The organism is Embleya sp. NPDC020630 (assembly GCF_044334985.1).
Taxonomy (GTDB): Bacteria; Actinomycetota; Actinomycetes; order Streptomycetales; family Streptomycetaceae; genus Embleya.
The window spans coordinates 49036-70629 of record NZ_JBIRUB010000007.1; the positions used below are offsets into that span (position 1 = coordinate 49036).

20 protein-coding genes and 1 pseudogene are annotated in these 21594 nt (G+C 73.5%); 9 read left to right on the forward strand and 12 right to left on the reverse strand.

All coding sequences use genetic code 11. The features are described from left to right. Window positions 1-208 precede the first annotated feature (208 nt). Window positions 209-1012, forward strand: a complete 804-nt coding sequence (locus ACH4XV_RS24070; protein WP_395793047.1) for a methyltransferase domain-containing protein — start codon at window positions 209-211, stop codon at window positions 1010-1012. 85 nt (window positions 1013-1097) lie between these two features. Continuing rightward, the gene (locus tag ACH4XV_RS24075; RefSeq protein WP_395793049.1) at window positions 1098-1646 is read left to right on the forward strand and encodes an MOSC domain-containing protein; all 549 of its coding nucleotides are present in this window, start codon (window positions 1098-1100) and stop codon (window positions 1644-1646) included. A 31-nt stretch (window positions 1647-1677) separates the two neighbouring features. On the opposite strand, the gene ACH4XV_RS24080 is transcribed toward ACH4XV_RS24075, so the two are convergent. The 7 genes from ACH4XV_RS24080 to ACH4XV_RS24110 form a co-directional block, all read right to left on the reverse strand. Next, on the reverse strand, window positions 1678-2052 hold the full coding sequence (locus tag ACH4XV_RS24080; RefSeq protein ID WP_395793779.1) for a hypothetical protein: 375 nt from the start codon (window positions 2050-2052) through the stop codon (window positions 1678-1680). A gap of 273 nt (window positions 2053-2325) precedes the next feature. Continuing rightward, window positions 2326-3072, reverse strand: coding sequence for a Clp protease N-terminal domain-containing protein (locus tag ACH4XV_RS24085; RefSeq protein WP_395793051.1), 747 nt, complete (start codon window positions 3070-3072; stop codon window positions 2326-2328). 67 nt (window positions 3073-3139) lie between these two features. Next, window positions 3140-5149: an FUSC family protein gene (locus tag ACH4XV_RS24090; protein WP_395793053.1), complete on the reverse strand. Its 2010-nt coding sequence runs from the start codon at window positions 5147-5149 to the stop codon at window positions 3140-3142. A gap of 157 nt (window positions 5150-5306) precedes the next feature. After that, a complete protein-coding gene (locus tag ACH4XV_RS24095) occupies window positions 5307-5978 on the reverse strand; it encodes a class I SAM-dependent DNA methyltransferase (protein ID WP_395793055.1) in 672 nt (223 codons plus the stop codon). 58 nt (window positions 5979-6036) lie between these two features. Further along, window positions 6037-6546 (reverse strand): DinB family protein, encoded by a 510-nt coding sequence (locus tag ACH4XV_RS24100; RefSeq protein WP_395793057.1) that lies wholly within the window; start codon window positions 6544-6546, stop codon window positions 6037-6039. A 162-nt stretch (window positions 6547-6708) separates the two neighbouring features. Further along, window positions 6709-7599, reverse strand: coding sequence for a TIGR03620 family F420-dependent LLM class oxidoreductase (locus ACH4XV_RS24105; RefSeq protein ID WP_395793059.1), 891 nt, complete (start codon window positions 7597-7599; stop codon window positions 6709-6711). A 133-nt stretch (window positions 7600-7732) separates the two neighbouring features. Then, window positions 7733-8752 carry a GlxA family transcriptional regulator gene (locus tag ACH4XV_RS24110; RefSeq protein ID WP_395793061.1) on the reverse strand — a complete coding sequence of 340 codons (1020 nt, stop codon included), beginning with the start codon at window positions 8750-8752 and terminating at the stop codon, window positions 7733-7735. Between the two features lie 158 nt (window positions 8753-8910). On the opposite strand from ACH4XV_RS24110, the gene ACH4XV_RS24115 reads away from it, so the two are divergent. After that, on the forward strand, window positions 8911-9768 hold the full coding sequence (locus ACH4XV_RS24115; protein WP_395793063.1) for a S1 family peptidase: 858 nt from the start codon (window positions 8911-8913) through the stop codon (window positions 9766-9768). A gap of 133 nt (window positions 9769-9901) precedes the next feature. Further along, window positions 9902-10882 carry a GlxA family transcriptional regulator gene (locus tag ACH4XV_RS24120; RefSeq protein WP_395793065.1) on the forward strand — a complete coding sequence of 327 codons (981 nt, stop codon included), beginning with the start codon at window positions 9902-9904 and terminating at the stop codon, window positions 10880-10882. 24 nt (window positions 10883-10906) lie between these two features. Here the strand turns inward: ACH4XV_RS24120 and ACH4XV_RS24125 are convergent, their stop codons facing one another. Both ACH4XV_RS24125 and ACH4XV_RS24130 read right to left on the reverse strand, forming a co-directional pair. Then, window positions 10907-12604, reverse strand: coding sequence for a bifunctional 3'-5' exonuclease/DNA polymerase (locus ACH4XV_RS24125; protein WP_395793753.1), 1698 nt, complete (start codon window positions 12602-12604; stop codon window positions 10907-10909). A gap of 195 nt (window positions 12605-12799) precedes the next feature. Next, window positions 12800-13771, reverse strand: coding sequence for a helix-turn-helix transcriptional regulator (locus ACH4XV_RS24130; RefSeq protein ID WP_395793067.1), 972 nt, complete (start codon window positions 13769-13771; stop codon window positions 12800-12802). A 133-nt stretch (window positions 13772-13904) separates the two neighbouring features. Between ACH4XV_RS24130 and ACH4XV_RS24135 the strand changes: the two genes are divergently transcribed. Both ACH4XV_RS24135 and ACH4XV_RS24140 read left to right on the forward strand, forming a co-directional pair. Further along, window positions 13905-14300, forward strand: a complete 396-nt coding sequence (locus tag ACH4XV_RS24135; protein ID WP_395793069.1) for a RidA family protein — start codon at window positions 13905-13907, stop codon at window positions 14298-14300. Between the two features lie 139 nt (window positions 14301-14439). Further along, on the forward strand, window positions 14440-14742 hold the full coding sequence (locus ACH4XV_RS24140; protein ID WP_395793071.1) for a hypothetical protein: 303 nt from the start codon (window positions 14440-14442) through the stop codon (window positions 14740-14742). A 64-nt stretch (window positions 14743-14806) separates the two neighbouring features. On the opposite strand, the pseudogene ACH4XV_RS24145 reads toward ACH4XV_RS24140, so the two are convergent. The 3 genes and pseudogenes from ACH4XV_RS24145 to ACH4XV_RS24155 all read right to left on the reverse strand — a co-directional run bounded on the left by ACH4XV_RS24145 (window position 14807) and on the right by ACH4XV_RS24155 (window position 18123). Beyond that, window positions 14807-15909 (reverse strand): annotated as a pseudogene (locus tag ACH4XV_RS24145) (serine hydrolase domain-containing protein). 161 nt (window positions 15910-16070) lie between these two features. After that, window positions 16071-16790 carry a sigma-70 family RNA polymerase sigma factor gene (locus tag ACH4XV_RS24150; protein ID WP_395793755.1) on the reverse strand — a complete coding sequence of 240 codons (720 nt, stop codon included), beginning with the start codon at window positions 16788-16790 and terminating at the stop codon, window positions 16071-16073. Window positions 16791-17295: 505 nt separating this feature from the next. Further along, a complete protein-coding gene (locus ACH4XV_RS24155; RefSeq protein ID WP_395793073.1) occupies window positions 17296-18123 on the reverse strand; it encodes a hypothetical protein in 828 nt (275 codons plus the stop codon). Between the two features lie 211 nt (window positions 18124-18334). Here ACH4XV_RS24155 and ACH4XV_RS24160 point away from each other — a divergent pair, with 211 nt between their 5' ends. From ACH4XV_RS24160 to ACH4XV_RS24170, 3 genes are read left to right on the forward strand one after another with little or no spacing between them, the layout of a single operon-like run. Next, entirely contained in the window at window positions 18335-18727 is a 393-nt protein-coding gene (locus ACH4XV_RS24160; protein WP_395793075.1) for a hypothetical protein, read from the forward strand. Further along, entirely contained in the window at window positions 18724-21006 is a 2283-nt protein-coding gene (locus ACH4XV_RS24165) for a heavy metal translocating P-type ATPase (protein WP_395793077.1), read from the forward strand. Before ACH4XV_RS24160 ends, ACH4XV_RS24165 begins: the two co-directional genes overlap by 4 nt. After that, window positions 21003-21548 carry a copper chaperone PCu(A)C gene (locus ACH4XV_RS24170; protein ID WP_395793079.1) on the forward strand — a complete coding sequence of 182 codons (546 nt, stop codon included), beginning with the start codon at window positions 21003-21005 and terminating at the stop codon, window positions 21546-21548. The genes ACH4XV_RS24165 and ACH4XV_RS24170 overlap by 4 nt, the downstream gene beginning before the upstream one ends. The last annotated feature ends 46 nt before the right edge of the window (window positions 21549-21594 follow it).

Consider the following 21594-nt stretch of genomic DNA (forward strand, 5'->3'; position numbering starts at 1 on the left):
GCGGAGCGGCTCCTTTGAGGCGGCGTGGCCCGGGGTGTGGGGACTTGCCTACCAGAGCGGGGCGACGCCCGTGCGCGGGAGTGCGCCGGAGCCCGGTGTCGCGCAGCGCGGGAAGCGGGCGCAGCGCTGCGGGCGGGCACGGGGCGGGGCGGGTCGATGGGGTCGGGTGAGGTGGGTGGGTGGAGCTGTTGGGGGGCAGGATTGGGGGATGGGTGAAGTCGGTGGGGGGCAGGGCTATCTGTTGGACAACCGGCAGGCCGAGGCCGGGGTCCGGTTCGGGGCGCTTGCGGAGTTGTTCGACCCGGTGACGTTCGGGCACGTGGATCGGCTCGGGGTCGGGGTCGGGATGCGGTGTTGGGAGGTGGGCGCCGGCGGGACCTCGGTGCCGTTGGGGCTGGCCGAGCGGGTCGGGCCGACGGGGGCCGTGGTCGCCACCGACATCGACGTGTCCTGGGCGCGGGACGTCGCCGGCGGTGTGATCGAGGTGTTCACGCACGATGTCGCGGTCGATCCGCCGCCGGCCGGTGGCTTCGACCTGGTGCACGCCCGGCTGGTCCTGATCCACGTCGCCGACCGCGCCGAGGCGCTGCGTCGGATGGTCGGGGGGCTGCGGCCCGGCGGCGTCCTGCTTGTCGAGGACGCCGACCCGATGTTGCAGCCGTTGGCGTGCCCGGACGAGTCGGGGCCGGAGCAGCGGCTCGCCAACCGACTCCGGTCCGACGTCCGAGCCCTGATGGCGGCGCGCGGCGCCGACCTGGCCTACGGCCGGACCCTGCCGCGTCTGCTGCGCGCGGCGGGGCTGGAGGACGTGCGGGCCGACGCGTACTTCCCGATCACCTCGCCGGCGTGTGCCGTACTGGAGGCGGCCACGGTGCGGCAGGTCCGGCACCACCTGGTCGAACAGGGCCTGGCGAGCGACGAGGAGATCGACCGCCACCTGGCCACCATCGCCGCCGGCCGGCTCGACCTGGCCCTGGCGCCGCTGATCTCGGCGTGGGGACGTCGCCGATAGGCCGGCTCCCGTGCGGTGCGGGCGGGCGTTGTCGTACTGTGTCGTCGGATCGTAGTGAGTATCCTATGGAAACCGAGGAGGCGCCATGGACGTGCTCGGCGGTGTGGTGGCGGTGTCGCGGAGCGGCGAACACACGTTTCGCAAAGGGAATGTCGAGACCATCCGCCTCCTCGCCGGCCTCGGCGTGGAGGGCGACGCCCACCTCGGCTTCACCGTGCAACACCGATCGCGGGTCGCGGTCGACCCCACGCAGCCCAATCTGCGCCAGGTACACCTCATCCACGCCGAGTTGTACCAGGAGCTGGCCGCCGCCGGATTCACCGTCGCTCCGGGGGAGTTGGGCGAGAACGTGACCACGCGCGGGATCGACCTGCTCGGTCTGCCCACCGGCACGCTGCTGCACCTGGGAACCGAGGCGGTGGTCGAGGTGACCGGACTGCGCAACCCGTGTCAGCAGATCAACACGTTCCGCGCCGGCCTGCTCAAGGAGGTCGTCGGTCGGGACGAAGCGGGCAACCTGGTGCGCAAGGCGGGCATCATGGGCGTGGTCCGCGTCGGCGGCGAGATCCGACCCGGCGATCCCATTCGGGTCGAGGTGCCCGCGCCGCCGCATCGCGCCCTGGAACGGGTCTGAGCCCGCGTCGCCGGCGCGCACTGCTCACTGCTCAGTACACGTCCCGCACATAGCGCCGCTCCCCCACCATCTGCCGTACGTACGCGTCCGCTTCGTCCTCGGTCCGCCCACCGTGGGCGACCACGATCTCGCGCAGCGCGCGGTCGACGTCCTTGGCCATGCGACCCGCGTCGAGGCCGGCGCGTCCGGGCCGTGCGCGTCCAGGATCTCGCGCCCGCCGGGCGGTCGTGGTGAGCGCCGCGTCCACCCCGGTCGGCGTCGGCGCGGCGTCGCGCTCGGCGTGGACCAGTGCGGTGGTCAACCGGTCCGGGGCGGTGCGCAGTTCGGCGCTGATGGCGCCCTTCGTACACAGCCGGCCGCGGTTCGTCGGGTGCGCCCGGTCACCGCGCGGCGTGGGTGCGGTCACCGCCGCCCGAGCCCCATGTCCGGGACGCTGGAGAGCGGCGGTTTCGCGAACATCACACGCCCCCGCGTCGGGGGTTACGTCGACCGCGCAAACGCCCGGTCACCACGGTGAGGCGGGCCGTGTCCAGGGATCGACGCGAGGATGACGCCGGAAACGACGGTGCCGGGCGAGTCGGACGGGAACACCGAAGCGGCGTCGTCCCCGGCGGTGGGCCAGCGACGACGCCGCTCGGGCGGCCGTGGTGTGGACGACACCACCGATCGCGGTGCGGGCTCAGTCCTGCGATCCGTCGGCTGCGCCCGCGATGGCCGCCAGTGCCTCGGCCAGATACGCGTCGACGGCCGTCTTGTCGATGCCCAGGCCGCCGAGAAGGCCATCCGAGTCGCCCTCGAACTCCAGGAGGGCGAGCAGGACATGCTCGGTGCCGACGTAGTTGTGGCCCAAGCGCAGCGCCTCGCGCAGGGTGAGTTCCAGGACCTTGCGCGCCGCCGCGTCGTAGGGGACGAGGTCGGGCACCGTCTCGGCGGTCGGCGGCAGTTCGGCGCGGGCCGCCTCCCGGAGCGCGTCCAGCGTGACCCCCTGGGCGACCACGGCCGCGGCGGCAAGCGAGGCGGGGTCGGCGATCAGGCCGAGGATCAGGTGTACCGGACCGATCTCGACGTTGCCCGCCGCGTGCGCCTCGTTCTGCGCCACCACCACCAGGTTGCGGGCTCGGGCGGTGAACCGGCCGAAGCCCTGCCGCGGATCGAGCTCGGACTCGCCGGCGGCCTTGGGGACGAAGCGCTTCTGCGCCGCCTGCTTGGTCACACCCATGCTGGCGCCGATGTCCTTCCAGGACGCGCCGGAGCGGCGGGCCTGGTCCACGAAGTGGCCGATGAGGTGGTCGGCCACCTCGCCGAGGTGATCGGACACGATCACCGCGCCGGACAGTTGTTCCAGGATGTCGGAGTGGGTCTGCTTGATGGTTTCGATGAGATCGTCGAGCCGGACCGGGTTGGTCATGCGCGTGGGATTCTCCATGCGTCAACCGTAGGTTGACCAGCATGATTGGTCAACCCTTGGTTGACGCTCGTATCGGCGCCGACTGTCAAGGTTTCTTCGGCTGCTCCGATGCCTCCGACGGGCCGTCCAGTGTCGAGCGCACCGAACGCACCTCCCTGCGCACGTCGGAGAACACGTCCCGCGGCTCCTCCACCGCCGCCGCCGGAATCGCCCCCACCGCGCCCAGGCCCTCGGAGCGCATCGACGCCGCCAACGCCCGTAGTTCGGCGGCGATGTGCGCCGCCGCCTCCGGCGAGGGCGGCGGCGCGCCGTGCGCGGTGTGCACCGCCGCAGCCGTACCCGTGTCGATCACCCGCTCCACCGCCACGATCAGCGGCCACCAGGCCGCCGCCCGGGCACCCGCCGGCGGCGGTTCGCCGAGCGCGCGCTGGAACTCGGTCCGCACGTCGGACAGATCGCGATAGATCCGCCGCCGGGTCCGGGCCCGGGCGGCCTGGTCGGCGTTCTCATCGAACGCGCACTCGATGTAGCGCGCGGTGTCCTCGATCGCGGTGGCCAACCGCGCGCCGACCCGGGTGTGCCAGCTCTCCGGCCACAGCGCATAGCCCACGACCAGCACGATCGCGCAGCCGATCAGGCTGTCCACCAGGCGCGGCGCGAGCAGCCCGACGCCCTGGTGCCCCAGCAGATCGGACAGGATCAGGATCAGCGGCGTGATCACCGCGGTCTGATAGCCGTAGCCGCGCCGGGAGAGTATCGGCAGCGCCGCCGCGAGCACGAGAACGACCGGCACCTCCCATCCCCCGCGCGGCACGAACTCCAGGATCACGCCCGCCACCACCAGCCCGGCCGCCGTACCCAGCCCGCGCAGCAGGGCCCGGGAGAACACCGAGCCGAAATCCGGTTTGAGGACGAAGGTGACGGTCAGCGGCACCCAGTACGAGCGCGGTACGTCCACCACGGACACCAGCGCTTGGGCCACCCCGATGCACAACATCAGCCGCAACCCGTACCGCCACGACTCCGCCGACACCAGCAGAGCACGCGCGCCGGCCGCCACCCGCTCGGGCAGCGCACCCGGACGGCCGACCCGATCGGGCACCCGGTAGGCGCCGGACAACGTCTCCCGGACATGGGTGATCGCGGCGGCCACCGCACGATCGGCCGGAGCGCACACGCCCGAGCGGTCGGCCGAGCCGACGGGAACCGTACCGCCGCGCACCGCCGCCGCGATCTCGCGCACAGTGGCCACGTCGACCTCGGCCACGGGGCGCTCCTCGGCGTGTGTCGCGGTGCCCGACTCGACCAGCGGGCCGACCGCGTTCAGCAGCGCGACCAGCCGCGACATGCCACGACTGCGGCCCGGTGCAACCGCCCGCCGGCCGAGCAGCAGGTCGTACGCGTGGTTGAGGGTCAGCGTCACCTCGGCCCGGGCCGGCTCCCACTCCTCGGTGCCGGCCGCCGCCAGCAGGTTCGCGGTCGCGTCGTACGCGTCGGCGACCGCGTCCCGTTCGGGGATGCGCGAGCGCGCGGGCCAGGCGAGCAGCGCCATCAGCAGCACCAGCCCGGCTCCGGCCAGCGTCAACATCGGCGCGCGCCACCACGGCGAGGGCATCGGCAGACCGGCCCCGATCACCGCCATCAGCAGCAGGTTCAGGCCGGACGCCGAGGCCACCGCGCCGATCGTGCTGACCATCCCGGCGACCAGCGCGAGCACGGTGAGCATCGCGACGGCGGACCAGCCGTGGCCGAACTGCGCGCTGCCGAGCGCGAGTCCGATCGCGCCGACGATCTGCGGGACGGCGATGTTGAGGACGCGCAGCCGGTAGGCGTCGGCGGTGTCCCCGAAGACCGCGCCCAGCGCGCCGATGGCCACGAGCGCGCCGGAGGCGGTGTCGTCGACGAGCACACCCACCGCGAGCGGCGCGCCGATGCCGATCGCGGCGCGCACCGCGGCGGCCTTCGGCATCGGGCCCGGGGTGGCGCGCAGGGTCAGGGCCAGCCACTCCGGCGGCGCGAGGCGGCCGGACCGCGCGGCGGCGGCTCCGTCGGGCCGCCCGTCGTCGCTCGGCTCCGCACGTTCGGTCATCGTCATCACAGGATCCCGAACGAGGCGAGGCGGACGGACAAGGCGCGCGGAGCCGGATGAGTGCGGCATTCCGCTGCGGGTCAACGGTACCGACCGACCGCCGGCGGCCGGCCGGCGCCCCGGCCGCGACGGCTCGGCCCGCGACCGCTCAGCCCGCGGCGGCTCAGCCCGCGGCGGACTTGCGCGCGTGTACGAAGAGCTGTTCCTCCGGCCCGGCGGCGGGGTGGTGGGGATGGAACACGCTGACCCGCTGGTGCAGGATCTCCAGACCGGCGGCACGCAGACGCACGAGCAGTTCCTCCCGCGCGTGGCTGGTCACCCGGGCCCGGTGGCCCAGCCAGTCGATCTCCACGCCGTCCGCCTCGGCCGGCACCGTCGCGAACGCGAGCAGCCCGCCGGGCACGAGCCGGGCACCCAGGCGTTCGAGTTGATGGTCCAGGTCGGCGCGCGGCAGTTGCAGGAACGGGAAGAACGCGCAGACCGCGCCCCAGGCCGCGTCGTCGTCGACCAGGTCGCGGGCGTCGACCTGTTCGAAGACGGCGCCCGGGACCCGGGCCCGGGCCAGTTCGACCATGGTCGCCGAGACGTCGATCCCGGTCACCCGGTGGCCGGCCGCGGTCAGCCGCTCGGCGGTCGGCCGGCCCGTACCGGATCCGATGTCCAGCACCTTCGAGCCGGGCGGGAGTTCGGCGATCAGCCAGTCCAGTGCGGCCAGTTGTTCGGGCAGATCGGCGAACGCGCTCTCGTAGCCCGCCCCGATGGCGTCGAACAACGCGGCGGCGGGAGAACGTGCGCCGTGTGCCGACGGGGAGGGCGAAACGGGATCGGGGGCCATGGGGACGGCGTCCTTTCCTCCGTGGGAGGGGCGGAGTGCGAGGGCGGGGAGGGCAGTCCTAACGACGCAGCAGGATGCCCCGGATGAACGCCGCCTGCCCCGCGTGCTGGAGGTCGTCGCCGATCACGCTGACCAGCCGTACGCCCAGGGTGACCGCCGGCGTCCACGCCTCGTCCACGACCCGATCCAGGTCGGCGGGCGTCAGGTCGCGGACGTACCCGATGGTCTGCTCGTGTACCGCGTCGTAGTAGCCGGTGAGCAGGTCCGCCGAGTCCACCCGCACCGCGGCCACCGCCTTCGTGTCCTGTCCGTAGCCGATCGCCCGGACCGGGAAAGGCAGTTCGAAGCGTTTGTGCCAGTCCTGCGCGGTCCACACCTGCTCCAGGCCCGCGACGTCGGCGACGTGGTCGTCCTGGACCCGGGCCAGATGCCAGATCAGCCACGCGATCGAGTTCGCGTCGTCGTCCAGTCGCTCGGCCAGTTGGTCGGGCGTCAGATCGGCGACCGCCTGGTGCACGACCTCCTGCACTCGGCCGAACGCGTCGACCAGTAGCTCCGCGCTGTTCATCGAACCCTCGCTCCACTCGTTCCACCGATGAGGCGACTGTGTGTCGCCGGTGTGCTCTGCGTCATCCGTGTCGTCCGCGTCGTCCCGCTCGTCTGCTACTCCTGCCCCGTCCGCTCCCGGTCGTACACCTGCCGCGCGGCCTCGACGGCGGCCGGCGGCCCGCTACAGGTCGCGCAGGGCCGGCCCGAGCCGGGCCCACTCCGCGTGCGGCAGGCCGGTGTGACCCGGTTCGGTCGGCAGGACCTGGATGCTCACGTGGTCCGCGCCCGCGTCGAAGTGTTCGCGGACCCGGGCCGCGATGGCCTCCTCGTCGCCCCATACGACCAGGGTGTCGATCAGCCGGTCGCTGCCGCCGTCGGCCAGGTCGGCGTCGGTGAAGCCGAGCCGACGCAGGTTGCGGACGTAGTTGTCGAGCCCGAGGTACAGCGCCGCCTCCTTGCGGATCACCGCGCGGGCGACATCCGGGTCGCCCGACAGGACCACCTTCTGATGGGGGGCCAGGAGCACCCCCTCACCCAGTGCCGCGCGGGCCTCGCGGGTGTGCGCGGGCGTGGTGAAGTAGGGGTGCGCGCCGTGCGCACGATCGCGCGCCAGGCGCACCATGCGCGGGCCGAGCGCGGCCAGCACGCGCGGCACCCCCGAGTCGCCGGCGGCGTCCAGGGCGTCCAGGTAGGTGGTCATGGTGGCCGGCGGCGGGGTGTACTCGACGCCGAGCCGCTCGGCGAACTCGACGTGGCTCACGCCCAGTCCGAGGACGAAGCGGCCGGGATGGGCCCGCTCCAGGGCGGCCACGCGGGCGGCGGTCTCGGCGGCGGGGAAGACGCGGACGTTGAGGATCCCGGACGCGACGCCGAGCCGGTCGGAGCCGGCGAGCAGTTGCTCGGCGAGCCCGAACAGGCCGTCGGCGGGGGCACCGCCGAACCAGGCGGCGGTGAAGCCGAGTTCGGCCAGTTCGGCCGCGGCGGCTGCCGGGTCCGGGTCGGCCGCGTAGGTGCCGTAGCGCTCCCAGACGCCGATGCGCCCCAGTCGTGCGGTGACCTGCTGCGCGTGCATGTGGTCGGTCCTCTCGTCTCGTCGCCGTGCCTCGTGGGCGTCCCCGCGTCGTCGGGGCGGGGGTCCCTCAGGGGAAAGGCGCCGGTGGGGCCGTGTCTTCCCGGGTGGGGGGCGGCAATCGCGATTCGTCGGCTCACTCCGGGTTTCGGTTCGGGCGGTGCGACTGCTGCGAGGGGGTGAAGTCGGCGACGAGGGAGCGGAAGGCCGCGCGGTAGACGCTCGGCGTGGTGCCGGTCGCGCGCAGGAAGTGGGCGCGCAGATTCGCGGGGGTGCCCAGGCCGGTCTGCGCCGCGATGCGTTCGACCGGGTCCTCGGTGCGCTCCAGCAGCCACTGGGCGCGCTGGATCCGGATGCGGAGCAGGTATTGGAGCGGGGAGAGCCCGGTCTCGGCGCGAAATCGCCGGGTGAGGCTGCGCACGCCCAGCCCCGCGCGGCCGGCGATGTCGGCGAGCGCGATCGGGTGGTGCAGGTTGGCCGCCAGCCACGCGGTGGTCGGTTCGAGGCTGCTGCCGGGTGGGGTGTACGCGCTGTGCGCGGCGTCGTCCGGGCCGTCGGCGTCGATGTCCTCGGCGGGGGCGTGCAGTTGCAGGAACAGTTGCCGCTCGGTCTCGATGGCCACACCCGGGCCGTAGTCGAGCGTGATCAGGTCGAGGTACAGGTCGACGCCGCCGAGCACCCCGGCGGCGGAGTGGAAACCGCCGTCGGCGACCACCTCGCCCTCGGCGTCGACCTCGATCCGGGGGTGACGCCGGGCCAGTTCCCGGGTGTACCGCCGGGCGGTGGCGGCGCGCCGGCCGTCCAGGAGGCCGGTGGCCGCGAGGGTGAACGTCCCGGTGCCGACCGCGCCGATCCGGCCGCCGCGCGCGGCCACGCCCCGAAGCGCGGCTACGATCTCCGGCGCGGGTTCGTCGCGAAAGGCGGCGTGCCCCGGGATCAGGACCGTGTCGGCCTCTTCCAGAACGGCCGGGTCCCAGGGCGCCTCCACTCGAAAGGACCCGGGTTCACCGGTCGCCGTGAAGCCCGGGGCGGTACAGATCCGCAGGTCGTAGGCGACCGGTGGGTGATGCCGGGCGGCGGTGCCGAAGACCAGTCCGGGGGCGGTGAGCTGATGCCCGGGGATTGCGTCGAGCGCGAGCACCGCGATCACTGGCATGTCCGGAATCTAACCGAGGACGACATCGAGACGCCTGTTTCGAGCCGGTCGCCGCGCCGAGGATGAACAGCACGAGGTCGGATGCGGGAGACATCCGGCCCCGGGTACGGCCGCCGCACCCCTGTGCGGCCGATACTCCCTCCACGAAAGGTCACCACATGCGCGCAACCACCTCGCGTCCCACCGCCGACACCGGCGCTTCCCCGCGCCGCCGGCGCGGCCTGGTCGCCAAGGCGCTCACGGCCACGGGGGCGGCACTGGTGCTCGGCACCACGGCCTTCGCCGGCAGCGCCGGGGCGATCGTCAACGGGCAGGACTCGACCGAGAAGTACCGGTTCATGGCCTACGTGCCGATGAAGGCGGCGGGCGTGGACGCCGGATGCGGGGCCACCTTGATCGACAAGCGGTGGGTGCTCACCGCGGCGCACTGTGTCGACCGCGACCTGCCGATCGAACTGGCCGGGACGGTGCGGATCGGCAGCGAGAACCGCACGCAGGGCGGCACTGTGCGCAAGATCGACAAGATCGTGATGCACCCCGGCTACTCGCAGCCCGCCGAGGAGGGTGGCTACAACGTGAACGACCTCGCGTTGATCCGCCTGGACCGGCCGGTCAAGGAGAAGCCGATCAAGCTCGCCAAGCAGGCCGGGCCGGTGGGCACGCCGACTCGACTCCTCGGCTTCGGCACGATCGTCGACCCGGACAGCCTGGACAACGCCGTCTTCCCGAACCGGCTCCAGGAGTTGGACACCCGGCTGGGCACCAGCGCCGAGTGCAACGGCCGCACCGACGGCACGCGCCTGTGCACGGTCAGCCGCAAGCTCAACGCCATGGCCTGCTTCGGCGACTCCGGCGGCCCGCAGATCCAAAAGAACCGCGCCGGCCGGTGGGAGCTGATCGGCACCACGTCCGGCGACGGCGACGGCAAGCCGGGCTGCGCGACGGGCCCGGGCCTGTACACGAACGACACCGCGTACAAGAGCTGGATCCACACGACGATGCGCAACAACAAGTAACCCGATCCGCCACCACCCACACCCCCGGCCCGCCCGACGTGGGACACCCCGCGTCGGGCGGGCCGCGCGACGGGTGCGTGGCGTGTCGATGTGGTGTGCGGTTTCGGTGGACCGCGAGTGGTTGGATTCGGTCATGTCGGTCATTGCCGTGCTCGCCCTCGACGGGGTTCCCGGGCACCAGCTCACCGCCCCCGGGCTGGTGTTCGGGGTCGCCGGGCGCGAACATCGCGGCGTCGCATACGAGATCAGGATCTGTTCGGGGCCCGGGCCCCGGGTGACCGGCGGGCCGGCCGGGTTGCGGATCGGCGCGCCCTACGGACTCGATGCCCTCGCGGACGCGGACGTCGTACTGGTCCCGGGCCACGACGGCTTTCGGGACGCGCCGCCGGCCGGTGTCCTCGCGGCACTGCGCGCCGCGGCATCGCGCGGCGGCCGGATCGCCGCCGTCGACACCGGGACCTTCACCCTCGCCGCGACCGGACTCCTGAGCGGACGCCGAGCCACCACCAACCGACGCCACACCGACGAACTGGCCGAACTGCACCCCGACATCGACGTCGACCCGCTCGGCATCGCGATCGAGGACGGCCCCTTCCTCACCGCCGCGGGCGTCTTCGGCGGCATCGACGTCTGCCTGCGGATCCTGGCGCACGACCACGGCCGGCGGGTGGCCGAGGCGACGAGCCGGGAACTCATCACCCCGCTGCACGTGTACGCCGACGACGTCCAGGAGGCGATCGCCCGGGAGGTCGCCGAAAGCGTCGGCCTGGACCCGACACTGCGCTGGATGCGCAAGCACCTCCACGAGCCGCTCACCGTCGCCGGCCTCGCCGCCCACGCCCGGACCAGCGTCAGCAGCCTCACCCGCCGCTTCCACGCGCACACCGGTCTGAGCCCGCTCCAATACCTGCTCCGCATCCGCCTGGAAGAGGCGCAACGCCTGCTCCGGGAAACCGACTTCCCCGTCGAACTGATCGCGGACCGCACGGGCTTCGGCACACCGGCCGCCATGCGCCGACACTTCCGCGCCCTCACCGACACCACCCCGAGCGCCTACCGCCGGGCCCACCGGGTCGCCGAGGGCCGATCCCGCCCCCGGCCCGGATCCGGTTGAGGCCGACCGTGCGGGCGGCGTGCGCTACTTGGCCTCGGCGTAGGTCCGGGTCGCCGTCGGGACCAGCGGCAGCAGGACGGGCGTGTCGCCGAAGACCAGGGTCCGGGCCTCCTCCGCCGCCTCGGTGATCGCGGCGGATACCGCCTCGGTCAGGTCCGCGGGGCTGTGCACGATGAACTCGTCGTGTTGGAAGAAGACCAGATGCGGGCGGCCCGACGGGGACGCGTCGTAGCGGGCGAGCCGACGGCGCAGCGCGGCGAGCAGGGCCAGCGCCCAGTCGGCGGCACTGGCCTGGATGACGAAGTTGCGGGTGAAACGGCCCCGGGCGCGCGTGGATCGGGCGCCCGCGTCGTCGGTGCGGTCGGCGCCTGGTTCGCCGCTCGCGCCGCCCTCGGCGAGGTCGAGCCAGGCGGAGGAGGGCGGCGGGCAGGTACGCCCGAGCCGCGACCGTACGATGCCGCCCTCCTCGCCGGTGCGCGCGGCGGCCTCGACGTAGCCCATCGCGTCCGGATACCGCCGCCGCAGGGTGGTCAGGAGCGGACCGATGTCGCCGCTGGTCTGCCCGTACATCGCGCCGAGCAGGCCGAGTTTGGCCTTGGCCCGATCACCCTGGAAGGCGGCCTTGGCCAACGCCTCGTACAGGTCGCCGGCGGCGGCGGAACGGGCCAGCCCGGCGTCGCCCGACATCGCGGCCAGCACGCGCGGCTCCAGCTGCGCCGCGTCGGCGACCACCAGCCGCCACCCGGGGTCGGCCACGACCGCGCCGCGCAGGACGCGCGGGATCTGCAGCGCGCCGCCGCCGCGACCGGCCCAGCGGCCGGTGACGACACCGCCGACGACGTACTCGGGGCGGAATCGGCCGCCGCGCACCCAGGTGTCCTGCCACGCCCACCCGTGCGCGGCGTGCAGGCGGGCGAGTTCCTTGTACTTGATCAACAGGGCGGCGGCCGGGTGGGACACGTCGCGCAGGTACCAGGTGCGGGTCGAGGTGAGCCGTACGCCCTGATCGGCGAACGCCTTCAGCACCTGCGGATGCGAATCGGGGTTGAACGCCCGCCCGCCGAGCGCCGCGCGCAGTTGTTCGGCCAGGTCGGCGAGGTGTTGCGGCGGCGTGCCCGCGACCCGGGGCCGGGCGCCGAGCAGTTCGGTGAGCAGCGCGTCGTGTACGTCGACCCGCCAGGGCAGCCCGTCGGCGGCCATCTCGGCCGCGGCCAGCCCGCCGGCCGACTCGGCGGCGACCAGGAGCCGGAAGCGGGAGCGGCGGGCGGCGTCCTCGATCGCGTCGATGCGGCGCACCTGGTCGGCGTGCACCGCCACCACGGCCTCCAGCGCGTCGACGCCGGCGGGCAGCCGCAGCCGATCGGGGACGAACAGGCTGTCCTGCGCGTCGGCGACGCCGATCGGCAGGTCCTCGGGCACCGGCAGGCCCTTCAGCCGGGCCCAGGCCGCGCCCAGCGAGCGGGGTTCGCCGACCCGCTCCTCGTGCGCGAGCAGCAGCGACTCGACCAGCGCGAGGTCGTGGCAGCGGCTCACCCGGCAGGGCAACAACGGCGCGTACGCACTCTCCGCCGACGCCCACACCCATCGGGGCGGCACCGGCGCGGCCTCGAAGTCGGCCACCGCCGCGACCAGATCGGTCACGTGGACGGCCGCCCCGAGCGGCACCCCGTCGTCCCCGAGCGGCCGCAGCCATCCGCCGTGCCCATAGGCGTCGGGCGCCACGGCCACGCGAGGCGCCCTCACCCGCACCACACGCCCGGCCCGACCCGGTCGACCGAGGCACGGCGCACCCCGCACCGAGTCGAATCCACGGCCCACCTCCTCCCGCCGCACCGAATGCGTACGAACCACTCACAACCGACAACACCGCCGACCGACGAACACTACCCGCCACCCCCGACAAAGGCGGGCCGACGGTCAGGGGGAGGTCGTGTAGCGGGTCGCGGCAGCCATGGCGCGCTCGTGCAGGGACGTGCGCAACGACCGGGGCGCCAGTGCCTCGGCGTCCGGGTCGAGTTGCCACAGGGCCCATTCGGCGTGGCGAGCGTCCTGGAAGGTCACTTCCAGGCGCAGTCGGCCGTCCGCCTCGGGCTCTTCGGCGCGCACGGCCAGCGCGGTGGCCAACAGCTCCTCCCGCCGTGCCGGGTTCACCCGTACCAGTACGGCGAATTGTTCGTCGGCCAGGAACTGCGCGCAGCGTTCGCGCCAGACCCGGTCCAGGTCGACCCGATTCGGCCGCTGGGCCGGTTCGGGCAGTTCCTCGGCGGCCAGCACCCGCGACAGCCGGTAGGTGCGGTCCTCGCCGGATCGGGTGGCCAGCAGATAGCCCCGATCGCGCACGGTGACCAGGCCGATCGGGTCCACCGTGCGCCACTGCGGCTCCCGGCCGGTGGGCGCGTAGTGGATCCGGAGCCGGTGTCCGGCCAGCACCGCGCGCCGGACCTCGACCATCGCCGTACGGGGCACCTCCTCGGCCGGCGACCGGCGCGAGAGCAGGTCGGTCTCCGGCTCGACGAGAAACCGCTGCGCGGCGTCGTTCGCGGTGGCCCGATGGCTTTCGGGCAGCGCGTCGACCACCTTGCGCATCGCCGAGGCGAGCGCCGACCCGAGGCCGAAGACCTGCTCGCCGCGCCCCGATCCGGCAGCCAGGAGGGCGAGGGCCTCGTCGTGGTTCAGCCCGGTCAGCTCGGTCCGGAAACCGGGCGACAACACGAACCCGCCGTGCCGGCCGCGCTCGGCGTAGACCGGGACACCGGCAGCGGACAGCGCCTCGATGTCGCGCAGCACGGTGCGCGTGGACACCTCCAGCTCGTCGGCCAGCGTGGCGGCGGTCAGCCGACCGCGCTGCCGCAGCAACAACACCAGCGAAACCAACCGATCGGCGCGCACCTCGAGAATTTATCGGAATACCTGACCAAGGATGTCGTGATTCATTGCGAGGCTCTTCCCACGACGTCGGGGGCGGCCGTCGAGCCGCCGGACGTATGTACTTCCGACACCTGCGAATGGAGCCGACGTGGCGATGGAACGAACGGCAGTCAACCCGGTGACGTGGTCGACGGAGCTGGGGTTCAACCAGGGAGAGGTCGTCTCCGGGCACACCCGGACCCTGTACTGCTCCGGGCAGACCGCGATGAGCGCGGAGGGCAAGCCCGAGCACGACGGGGACATGGCGGCGCAGTTGGCACTGACCCTCGACAACCTGGAGGCCGTTCTCGGCGAGGCCGGCATGTCCCTCGCGAACCTGATCCGGCTCAACGTCTACACCACCGACGTCGATCTGCTCTTTCGGCACTACGGCGTGCTGGCGTCACGATTGGGCGCCGCAGGGGTGGCACCGACCACCACGATGCTCGGGGTGACCCGGCTGGCGATCCCGACCCTGATGGTCGAACTGGAGGGGACCGCGGTCGCCTGACGCGACCTCGGCGCCGGGCGGGGGGGCGGCGGCGAATCGCGGGGGGTTAGGTTCGTGGGCGGAGCGGTCGATCGGTCGCCGCCGGGTCCGGTGGCATCGATCGACCGCGGTTTCGTCGTCGCTTTGAGGAGTGCGTTCCATGGCTCGTGTGCCTTCCACCGCCGTTGCCGCCGCCGGGTTGATCGGCGGGTACGCGGTTGCCCGCTACACGAAGCGGCGACCGCTCGGCGGTGCGGTGTTGGCCGCGGCGGGTGCGGTGGCGGCCAAGGGGTGGCGGGAGCGGGCCGGTACGCCGACCGCCGCCGCGCTGACCGGCCTGTACACGGTCGCGTTCGGCGCCTCGCACCCACTCGCGAAGAAGATCGGCGCCTGGCCCTCGGTATTCGCGGTGGCCGGGGCGGTGGCCGCCGCGTCGTACACACTCGCGGACCGCAAGGCGTAGCGGCGGCGACCGCCCCAGCCGCGAGGCCGGGACCGGCTCCGATCCCGGCCACCCGCGGAAGGGCTCACTCGGTGGCGGCCCTCGCGACCAGTTCGCCGATCTCCTCGACCGCGGCCGAGGGGCCGGGGAAGAACCGGTTCTTGGTCAGCGCGAAGGAGATGCCGGTCTCGGTGTCGGCGTACGCCGCGCTGCCTCCCATGCCGGGCATGCCGAAAACGCCGGGCGTCTGCTCCGGCGCGGCGCCCGGCCGGCCGAGGTTGTAGCCCAGCGCGCGCGGCACGGGGAAGCCGACCATCCGGTCGACGTCGGCCGTGGCCTGGGCCGCGATCTCGCGCAGCCGCGCGGCCGAGACCAGCCGCACACCGTCCACTTCGCCGAGCAGCGCGGCGTACATCCTGGCCAGCGCGCGGGCGGACATCGTGCCGCCCGAGGGAATGTCCGACGTGAGCACGACGGGGTTGTTGCCGTATTCGGCGCTGGGGGTCACCGCGAGGGGCGTGGCCTTGAACATCGGCATGTCGGCGGGCAGCGCCGCCATCATCGCGGCGGAGCCGGGCGCGTCCTCGAGTCGGGCGAGCCGGCCCAGCTCGGACTCCGGGACGCCGAAGAACAATTCGTCGGCGATGCCCAGCGGAGCCGCCACCTCCTGCCGCAGCACCTGCGATATCGGCGCGCCGACGGCCCGGCGCACGATCTCGCCCATCACGAAACCCCAGGTCATCGCGTGGTATCCGGTCTCGGTCCCGGGCTCCCACCAGGGCTTTGAGCCGGCGATCAGGGCACACATCCCCTCCCAGTCGGCCAGGTCCGCACGGTGAGATCGGCCGGCACCGCCGGGACGCCGACGGAGTGGGTCAGCGCATGGCGGATGGTCGCCTTGTCCTTGCCGTGGGCACCGAACTCCGGCCAGAACTCGACGATCGGCGTGTCGTAGTCGAGGGCACCACGATCCGCGAGGACGTGCACCACCGTCGCGGTCACCCCCTTGCCCGTGGAGGCGCTGTAGAACGGCATGTCCGAGGTGACCGGACGATCGCCGTCCGGATCGGCGACGCCCGCCACCGCGTCCACCACCAGCTCGCCGTGCCGGTAGACCGCGACCTGGATGCCCAGCTCGGCGCCCGACTCCACCAACCGGTCGATGGCCTGTTGCACAACCTTCTGCATGCTGTTTCCGCCCTCTCGATCCTTGCCAACGGTGTTTGGGGCCACCGTTCGCCCCGAGGTCGGAACCGACGACGGAGTCTCGACATCCGCCCGGCGCGAATCCGCGCCGGGGGGTGAGGGCACGCCATGTGATCGTGGCGTGCCCTCGGGTGATGGCCGGGTCAGCCGGCTTTGCGATGGGGGGTGGGGTGGGGTTCCGGGGAGTCGTAGCCGGCTTCGTCGGCCTCGCGCAGGAGTGCGATCAGGTCGCTTCGGGCTCTGGCGACGCGTGAGCGTACGGTGCCGATCGGGCAGCCGGCGATGACGGCCGCCTCGGCGTAGCCGAAGTCGAGCACCTGGGTCAGGACGAATGCCTCGCGTCGGGCCGGATGCAGCGCGCCGAACAGGTCGTCGAGGGCCAGGCCCTCGTCGAAGCCGGGACGGGTGATGTCCTGGCGGCGTTCGGCGACTTCCACCCAGTCGTCGACGGCGGCGGTACGGGGCCGCGCGGCCGCCGCCCGATACCGGTCGACGACGGTGCGTCGGGCGATGGACAACAGCCAGGTCCGGACCGAGGACGCCCCCGTGAAACGGGGCAGTGCCGTCCAGGCTCGCAGGTACGTCTCCTGGGTGAGGTCGTCCGCGCTCTGGACGTCGGTCAGATAGGCGACGAAGCGCCACACGTCGCGATGCGTGCCCCGGACGAAGTCGTCCACGGCCTCCGGGTCACCGGCCGCGCCGGCGAGGGCGCGCGCGGTCAGGTCGAGGTCGGGCGTGGGATCCCCGGAGCGGCGGGAGTCGAGCGGGGTCACCGAGGCGGTGTGGTCGCCGCGCGCGGCTTCGCACGCGCGGGACGGGTCGGGCGTGGGGTGAGCGGTACGGCGCGCCGGGGCGCGCAGCATCAAGGTGGTCGCGAGGGCCGGCAGTTGGTGCTCGGGCCGGTGTTCGGGCCGGTGTTCCGGTCGGGCGACAGGGTGGAGAGCAGACATGGTCCACGTCCTCGTCGTGCGGGCGGCGATCGATCGGCGCCGGGCGGATCGATGCCGAGCGGGTGGAGGGGCGCGCACCGGGAGCCGAGTGCGGCGGTGCCTGCGACTCGGACTCGACGACGGTGCGGTGGAACACCCGAGGACACACATGGCCGAACACGGACATTTCGGCAACGGCGTGAAGAATCGCACCGTGGCCGCGAGAACCGGGGAACGTTCCCCGGTCACGACACCGGTGTCACTCGGGTGACCGGTACGCCTGAATCCACCGACCGCGATGCGACGACGGCCGCGGGCGCCGACGCGCCCGGGGCAGGCCCGGATCGGGCGAGGTCACCGCGCCGAAGGCACGACGGACCCGGCCGTCCCGCGCGGGCGTGCGTGGGCCGGAGCGCACATCGGTGGACATCGGTGGACGTCAGGCGTACAGCGCCGCCGGCGGCCCTCGACCCGGTAGGGGACGGCTGACCCACTTGGGGACGGCCCGCACCCGACGCCGGCTCGCCCTCGGCATCGCGGGGCGGCCGGTGGCGATCGGCGACGTCCAGGCGCCGACCAGCGCGAGCACCACGCTGCCCGCCATCGTGGCGAGCAGGCGCAGCAGTCGGAAAACCGCCTTCTCGCCGTGCCGCAACCACAGGCCGCACCCGAGCGCGGCCAGCACGTGTGCGGCGAACATCCCGGTACCGCCGTGTCCCAGAACGGACATCAGCACACCGTCGTGGTTCATCCCGCCCATCGCGGAACCGGACCCGGATCCCGAACCGGCGCCGGCCATGTGGTGCCCACCGGAGCCGGTCGAAGGCCCGCCGAAGCCGGCCGCCGCCGGGGACTGTCGGGCCAGGTCCGGGTCGAGCCGCATCCGGGTGAGCAGTTCGGCCACAGAGTGGGTCGGCGCGTCGCCGGGGCGGTCGTCGTTGCACAGCAGCACTTGAAGCCACTGGGATCGAAAGCGGGCCGCGCCGGTCGGCTCGGCGACCGGTTGCCGGGCCAGCGTGAACAATGTGTGCAACCCGGCCTGGGCGGCCAGTACGGCGGCCGTGATCGCGCCCAGTCCACGTTCGCGATCGGCCACGGCCCAGGCCAGTACGCCGATCCCGACCCCGGCCCCGACCGGGGCGACCCAGTGCACCGGGGCGTCGGACATCAGGGTGTGCCCGAACAGCGCGAGCAACACACAGACCACCGCGAACATCGCGGCGCGAACGGCTCGAAGCACGGACCGGGCAGGCATGGTGAGCCTCATGTTCCCATCCGCGGGCGCCGATCGGACCCGGGGGTGGCCGCCCACTTCCCGAACTTCTCCCGAACCCCGCCGAAACCCGGACCGAACTCGACTCCGGATCCCGAACGTCCACCGCGAGTGCGGGTGAATCGTGTCGTCCGGGAACCAGGCATGATCACCGGCCGACTACCGGGGTGCCCTCGCCCACCGACCGATCCCTGGAGCCCGATTCATGCCCGTGTTCGCCGGTGGACCCGACCCCCGGGATCGCCCCTGGCACCTGCGCCTGCGCCCGCCGTTCCGGCCGCGGACCGGCGGGGCCGCCAAAGATGCCGGAAATGCCGAAGACACCGCACTCACCTCGGATTTGCCTCCGCGCCCGACGGCGACGTCGCGTCGGGCCGGTTCGGCGCCCGGAACGGTGCTCGCCTTCCTCGGCCTGCTGCTGGTGCTGTTCGTCGTCGCGTTCACGATCGGCCGCCAAGCCGGCCCGGTGGCGCCCGACCTGCGCAAGCCGGGTCCGCCCGGGGCGCCGGTCAAGATGGGCGAGGAGGGCGGCGGGCACGGCCGGATGGGCCTGGGCGAACCCGACGGCCGCCTCCGCACCTCGGGCGCCGCCCTGTGACCACCTCGACCCGACCGATCACCACCGACGTGAGCGTCTCCGGCATGACCTGCGGCGCCTGCGTGAATCGGGTCGAGCGTCGGCTGGCCCGGCTCGACGGCGTCACCGCCACGGTCAACCTCGCCACCGGCCGGGCCCGCGTCGTACACCCCGCGTCCCTGCCGGTGATCGACCTCCTCGCGGCCATCACCGCCGCCGGCTACGAGGCGACCGTGGCCGGCCCGAATCCCGCCGGCGCCGCCGCGACCGGCCCGGCCGCCGAGGCGATCGACCCCGGTCGGCGCAACCTCCTGATCGTGGCCGCGCTGGCGCTGCCCGTACTGGTCCTGTCGATGGTGCCCGCCTGGCAGTTCACCAACTGGCAGTGGTTGTGCCTGACGCTGGCCGCGCCGGTGGCCACGTGGGGGGCCTGGCCGTTCCATCGTCGGGCCCTGCACGGACTGCGCTACGCGGGCGCGACCATGGACACCCTGGTCAGCCTCGGCGTACTCGCCGCGTTCGGCTGGTCCCTGTGGGCCCTGTTCGGCGGCGGCGCCGGCGAGCCCGGGATGCGGATGCCCTTCACCCTGCTGCCGCCCGCCACCGGCGACGAGGCGCACATGTACCTCGAAGTCGCCGTCGCCGTGCCGCTGTTCGTCCTGCTCGGCCGCCGGTTGGAGGACCGGGCCCGGACCCGGACCGGCTCCGCGCTGCGCGAGTTGGCCGCCCTCGTCCCGGACCGGGTGGCCGTCCTGCACCCGGGGCCCGGCGGGAAGACGGTCGAGGTGACCGTGCCGACCGCGTCCCTGACGGTCGGTCAGGTGTTCGTGGTCCGGCCCGGCGACCGGGTGCCCGCCGACGGCGTCGTGGTCGACGGCCGCTCCGCGCTCGACGTGTCCCACCTGACCGGGGAAAGCCGCCCGATGGAGGTCGGCCCCGACGACCAGGTGCCCGGCGGCAGCGTCAACGAGGGCGGCCGGATCACCGCGAGGGCCACCGCCGTCGGTGCGGACACCCGCCTCGCCCGGATCACCGCCGCGGTGGAGGAGGCCCAGGCCGGCAAGACCGGCGCACAGCGGCTCGCCGACCGCATCGCGGGCGTGTTCGTCCCGTCCGTACTGGCCACGGCCGTGACCGTGCTCGGCTTCTGGCTCGGCGCCGGCGGCGACCCGCAGGCCGCGGCCGGTGCGACCATGGCCGTCCTGGTGGTGGCCTGCCCGTGCGCCCTCGGCCTGGCCACACCCACCGCGATCCTGGCCGCCACCGGGCGCGGCGCGCGGCTCGGCGTACTGATCCGCGAACCCGCCGCCCTGGAGCGCCTGCGCCGTGTGGGCACCGTCGTGGTCGACAAGACCGGCACGCTGACCACCGGCGGCATGAGCCTGCTGCGCTGCGTGGCCGCGCCCGACGTCGACCCGGGCGAACTGCTGGCCCGGGTCGGCGCGGTCGAGTCCGCGTCCGGGCACCCGATCGGCCGGGCCCTCACCCGCGCCGCCACCGAGCGCGCGGGCACGCTGCCGCCGGTCGCCGATTTCGCCTCGGAGCCCGGAATCGGCGTCCGCGGCCTGGTGGACGGCTCACGGGTGGCCGTCCTGCGCCCGGGCGTCGAGGACGTCACGGCGCTGCCCGCCGGCCTGCGCGCGGCGCTGTCCGAGGCGGACGCCGCCGGGGACACCGCGGTCGTCGCGACGGTCAACGGCGTGCCGGCGGGGGTGCTGGTCCTGGGCGACTCGGTACGCCCGGAGGCCGCCGCCGCGATCCGGGCGCTCGATCGGCTCGGCGTCACGGTGATCCTGGCCACGGGCGATCGGCCGGGGCCGGCCCGGGCGGTGGCCGACGCGGTCGGGATCGACGAGGTGCTGAGCGAGTTGGACCCGCACGACAAGGCCGAACTCGTCCGCGGCCTGCGGCAGGACCAGCCCGGACGGGCCGTCGCGGTGGTCGGCGACGGCATCAACGACACGATCGCGCTCGGCGAGGCGGACCTGGGCATCGGCATGGGCGGCGGCACGGCGGCGGCGATCGGCGTCGCCGACGTGACGCTGGTGCGCGACGATCTGGGCGCGCTGGCCGACGCGATCCGGCTCTCCCGGCGCACGACCGGGACGATCCGGGCCAACCTCGGCTGGGCGTTCGGCTACAACGTGGTACTGATCCCGATCGCGGTGACCGGGCTGCTCAATCCCATGCTCGCCGCCGCCGCGATGTCGGTCAGCTCGCTCGCGGTGGTCACCAACAGCCTCCGGCTGACCCGTTTCCGGGCCGGCCGCCCCGACGACGCGAAGCGGGACCGGACATGAGGCCCCTGACCGCACCGAAGCCCCCGTCCACACCGAGGCCCCCGTCCGTACCGAAGGCCCTGGCCGCGTTGAAGTCCGTCGCCGGCCCCGTCCTGGCCGCCGCCCTCGCGCTGACCCTGCTCACCGTCTGGACCGCGACCGGCCGCGCCGGTACCGCACCCAGGCTCTCCATCAGCGACGGTCGGGTACACCTGGCCACCAACGCCGACGCCACCTCCGCCTACTTCACCATCCGCAACACCGGCGACGCCAACGACGAACTCGTCTCCGTCAGCACCCCCATCACCACCGACGTCGGCTTCAGCTTCCACACCTACACGGGCTACGCCGGCCGCATGTGGATGACCAAGGCCCTGCCGATCCCGGCCAACGGCCTGCTCGGCATGACCGCGAGCGGCGCGAACATCATGCTCGGCACACCCCCCAAACTCACCCCCGGCCAAACCATCCCCTTCACCCTCCGCTTCCGCCACAGCCCCCCGATCCACACCACCGCCGTAGTGATCCGCCCGGGCACCTGGACCCCCGCCCGCACGTCCTGAACCGAACAAAACCGGTCGGTCATCCCCGATGAGATGGTCCAAACTC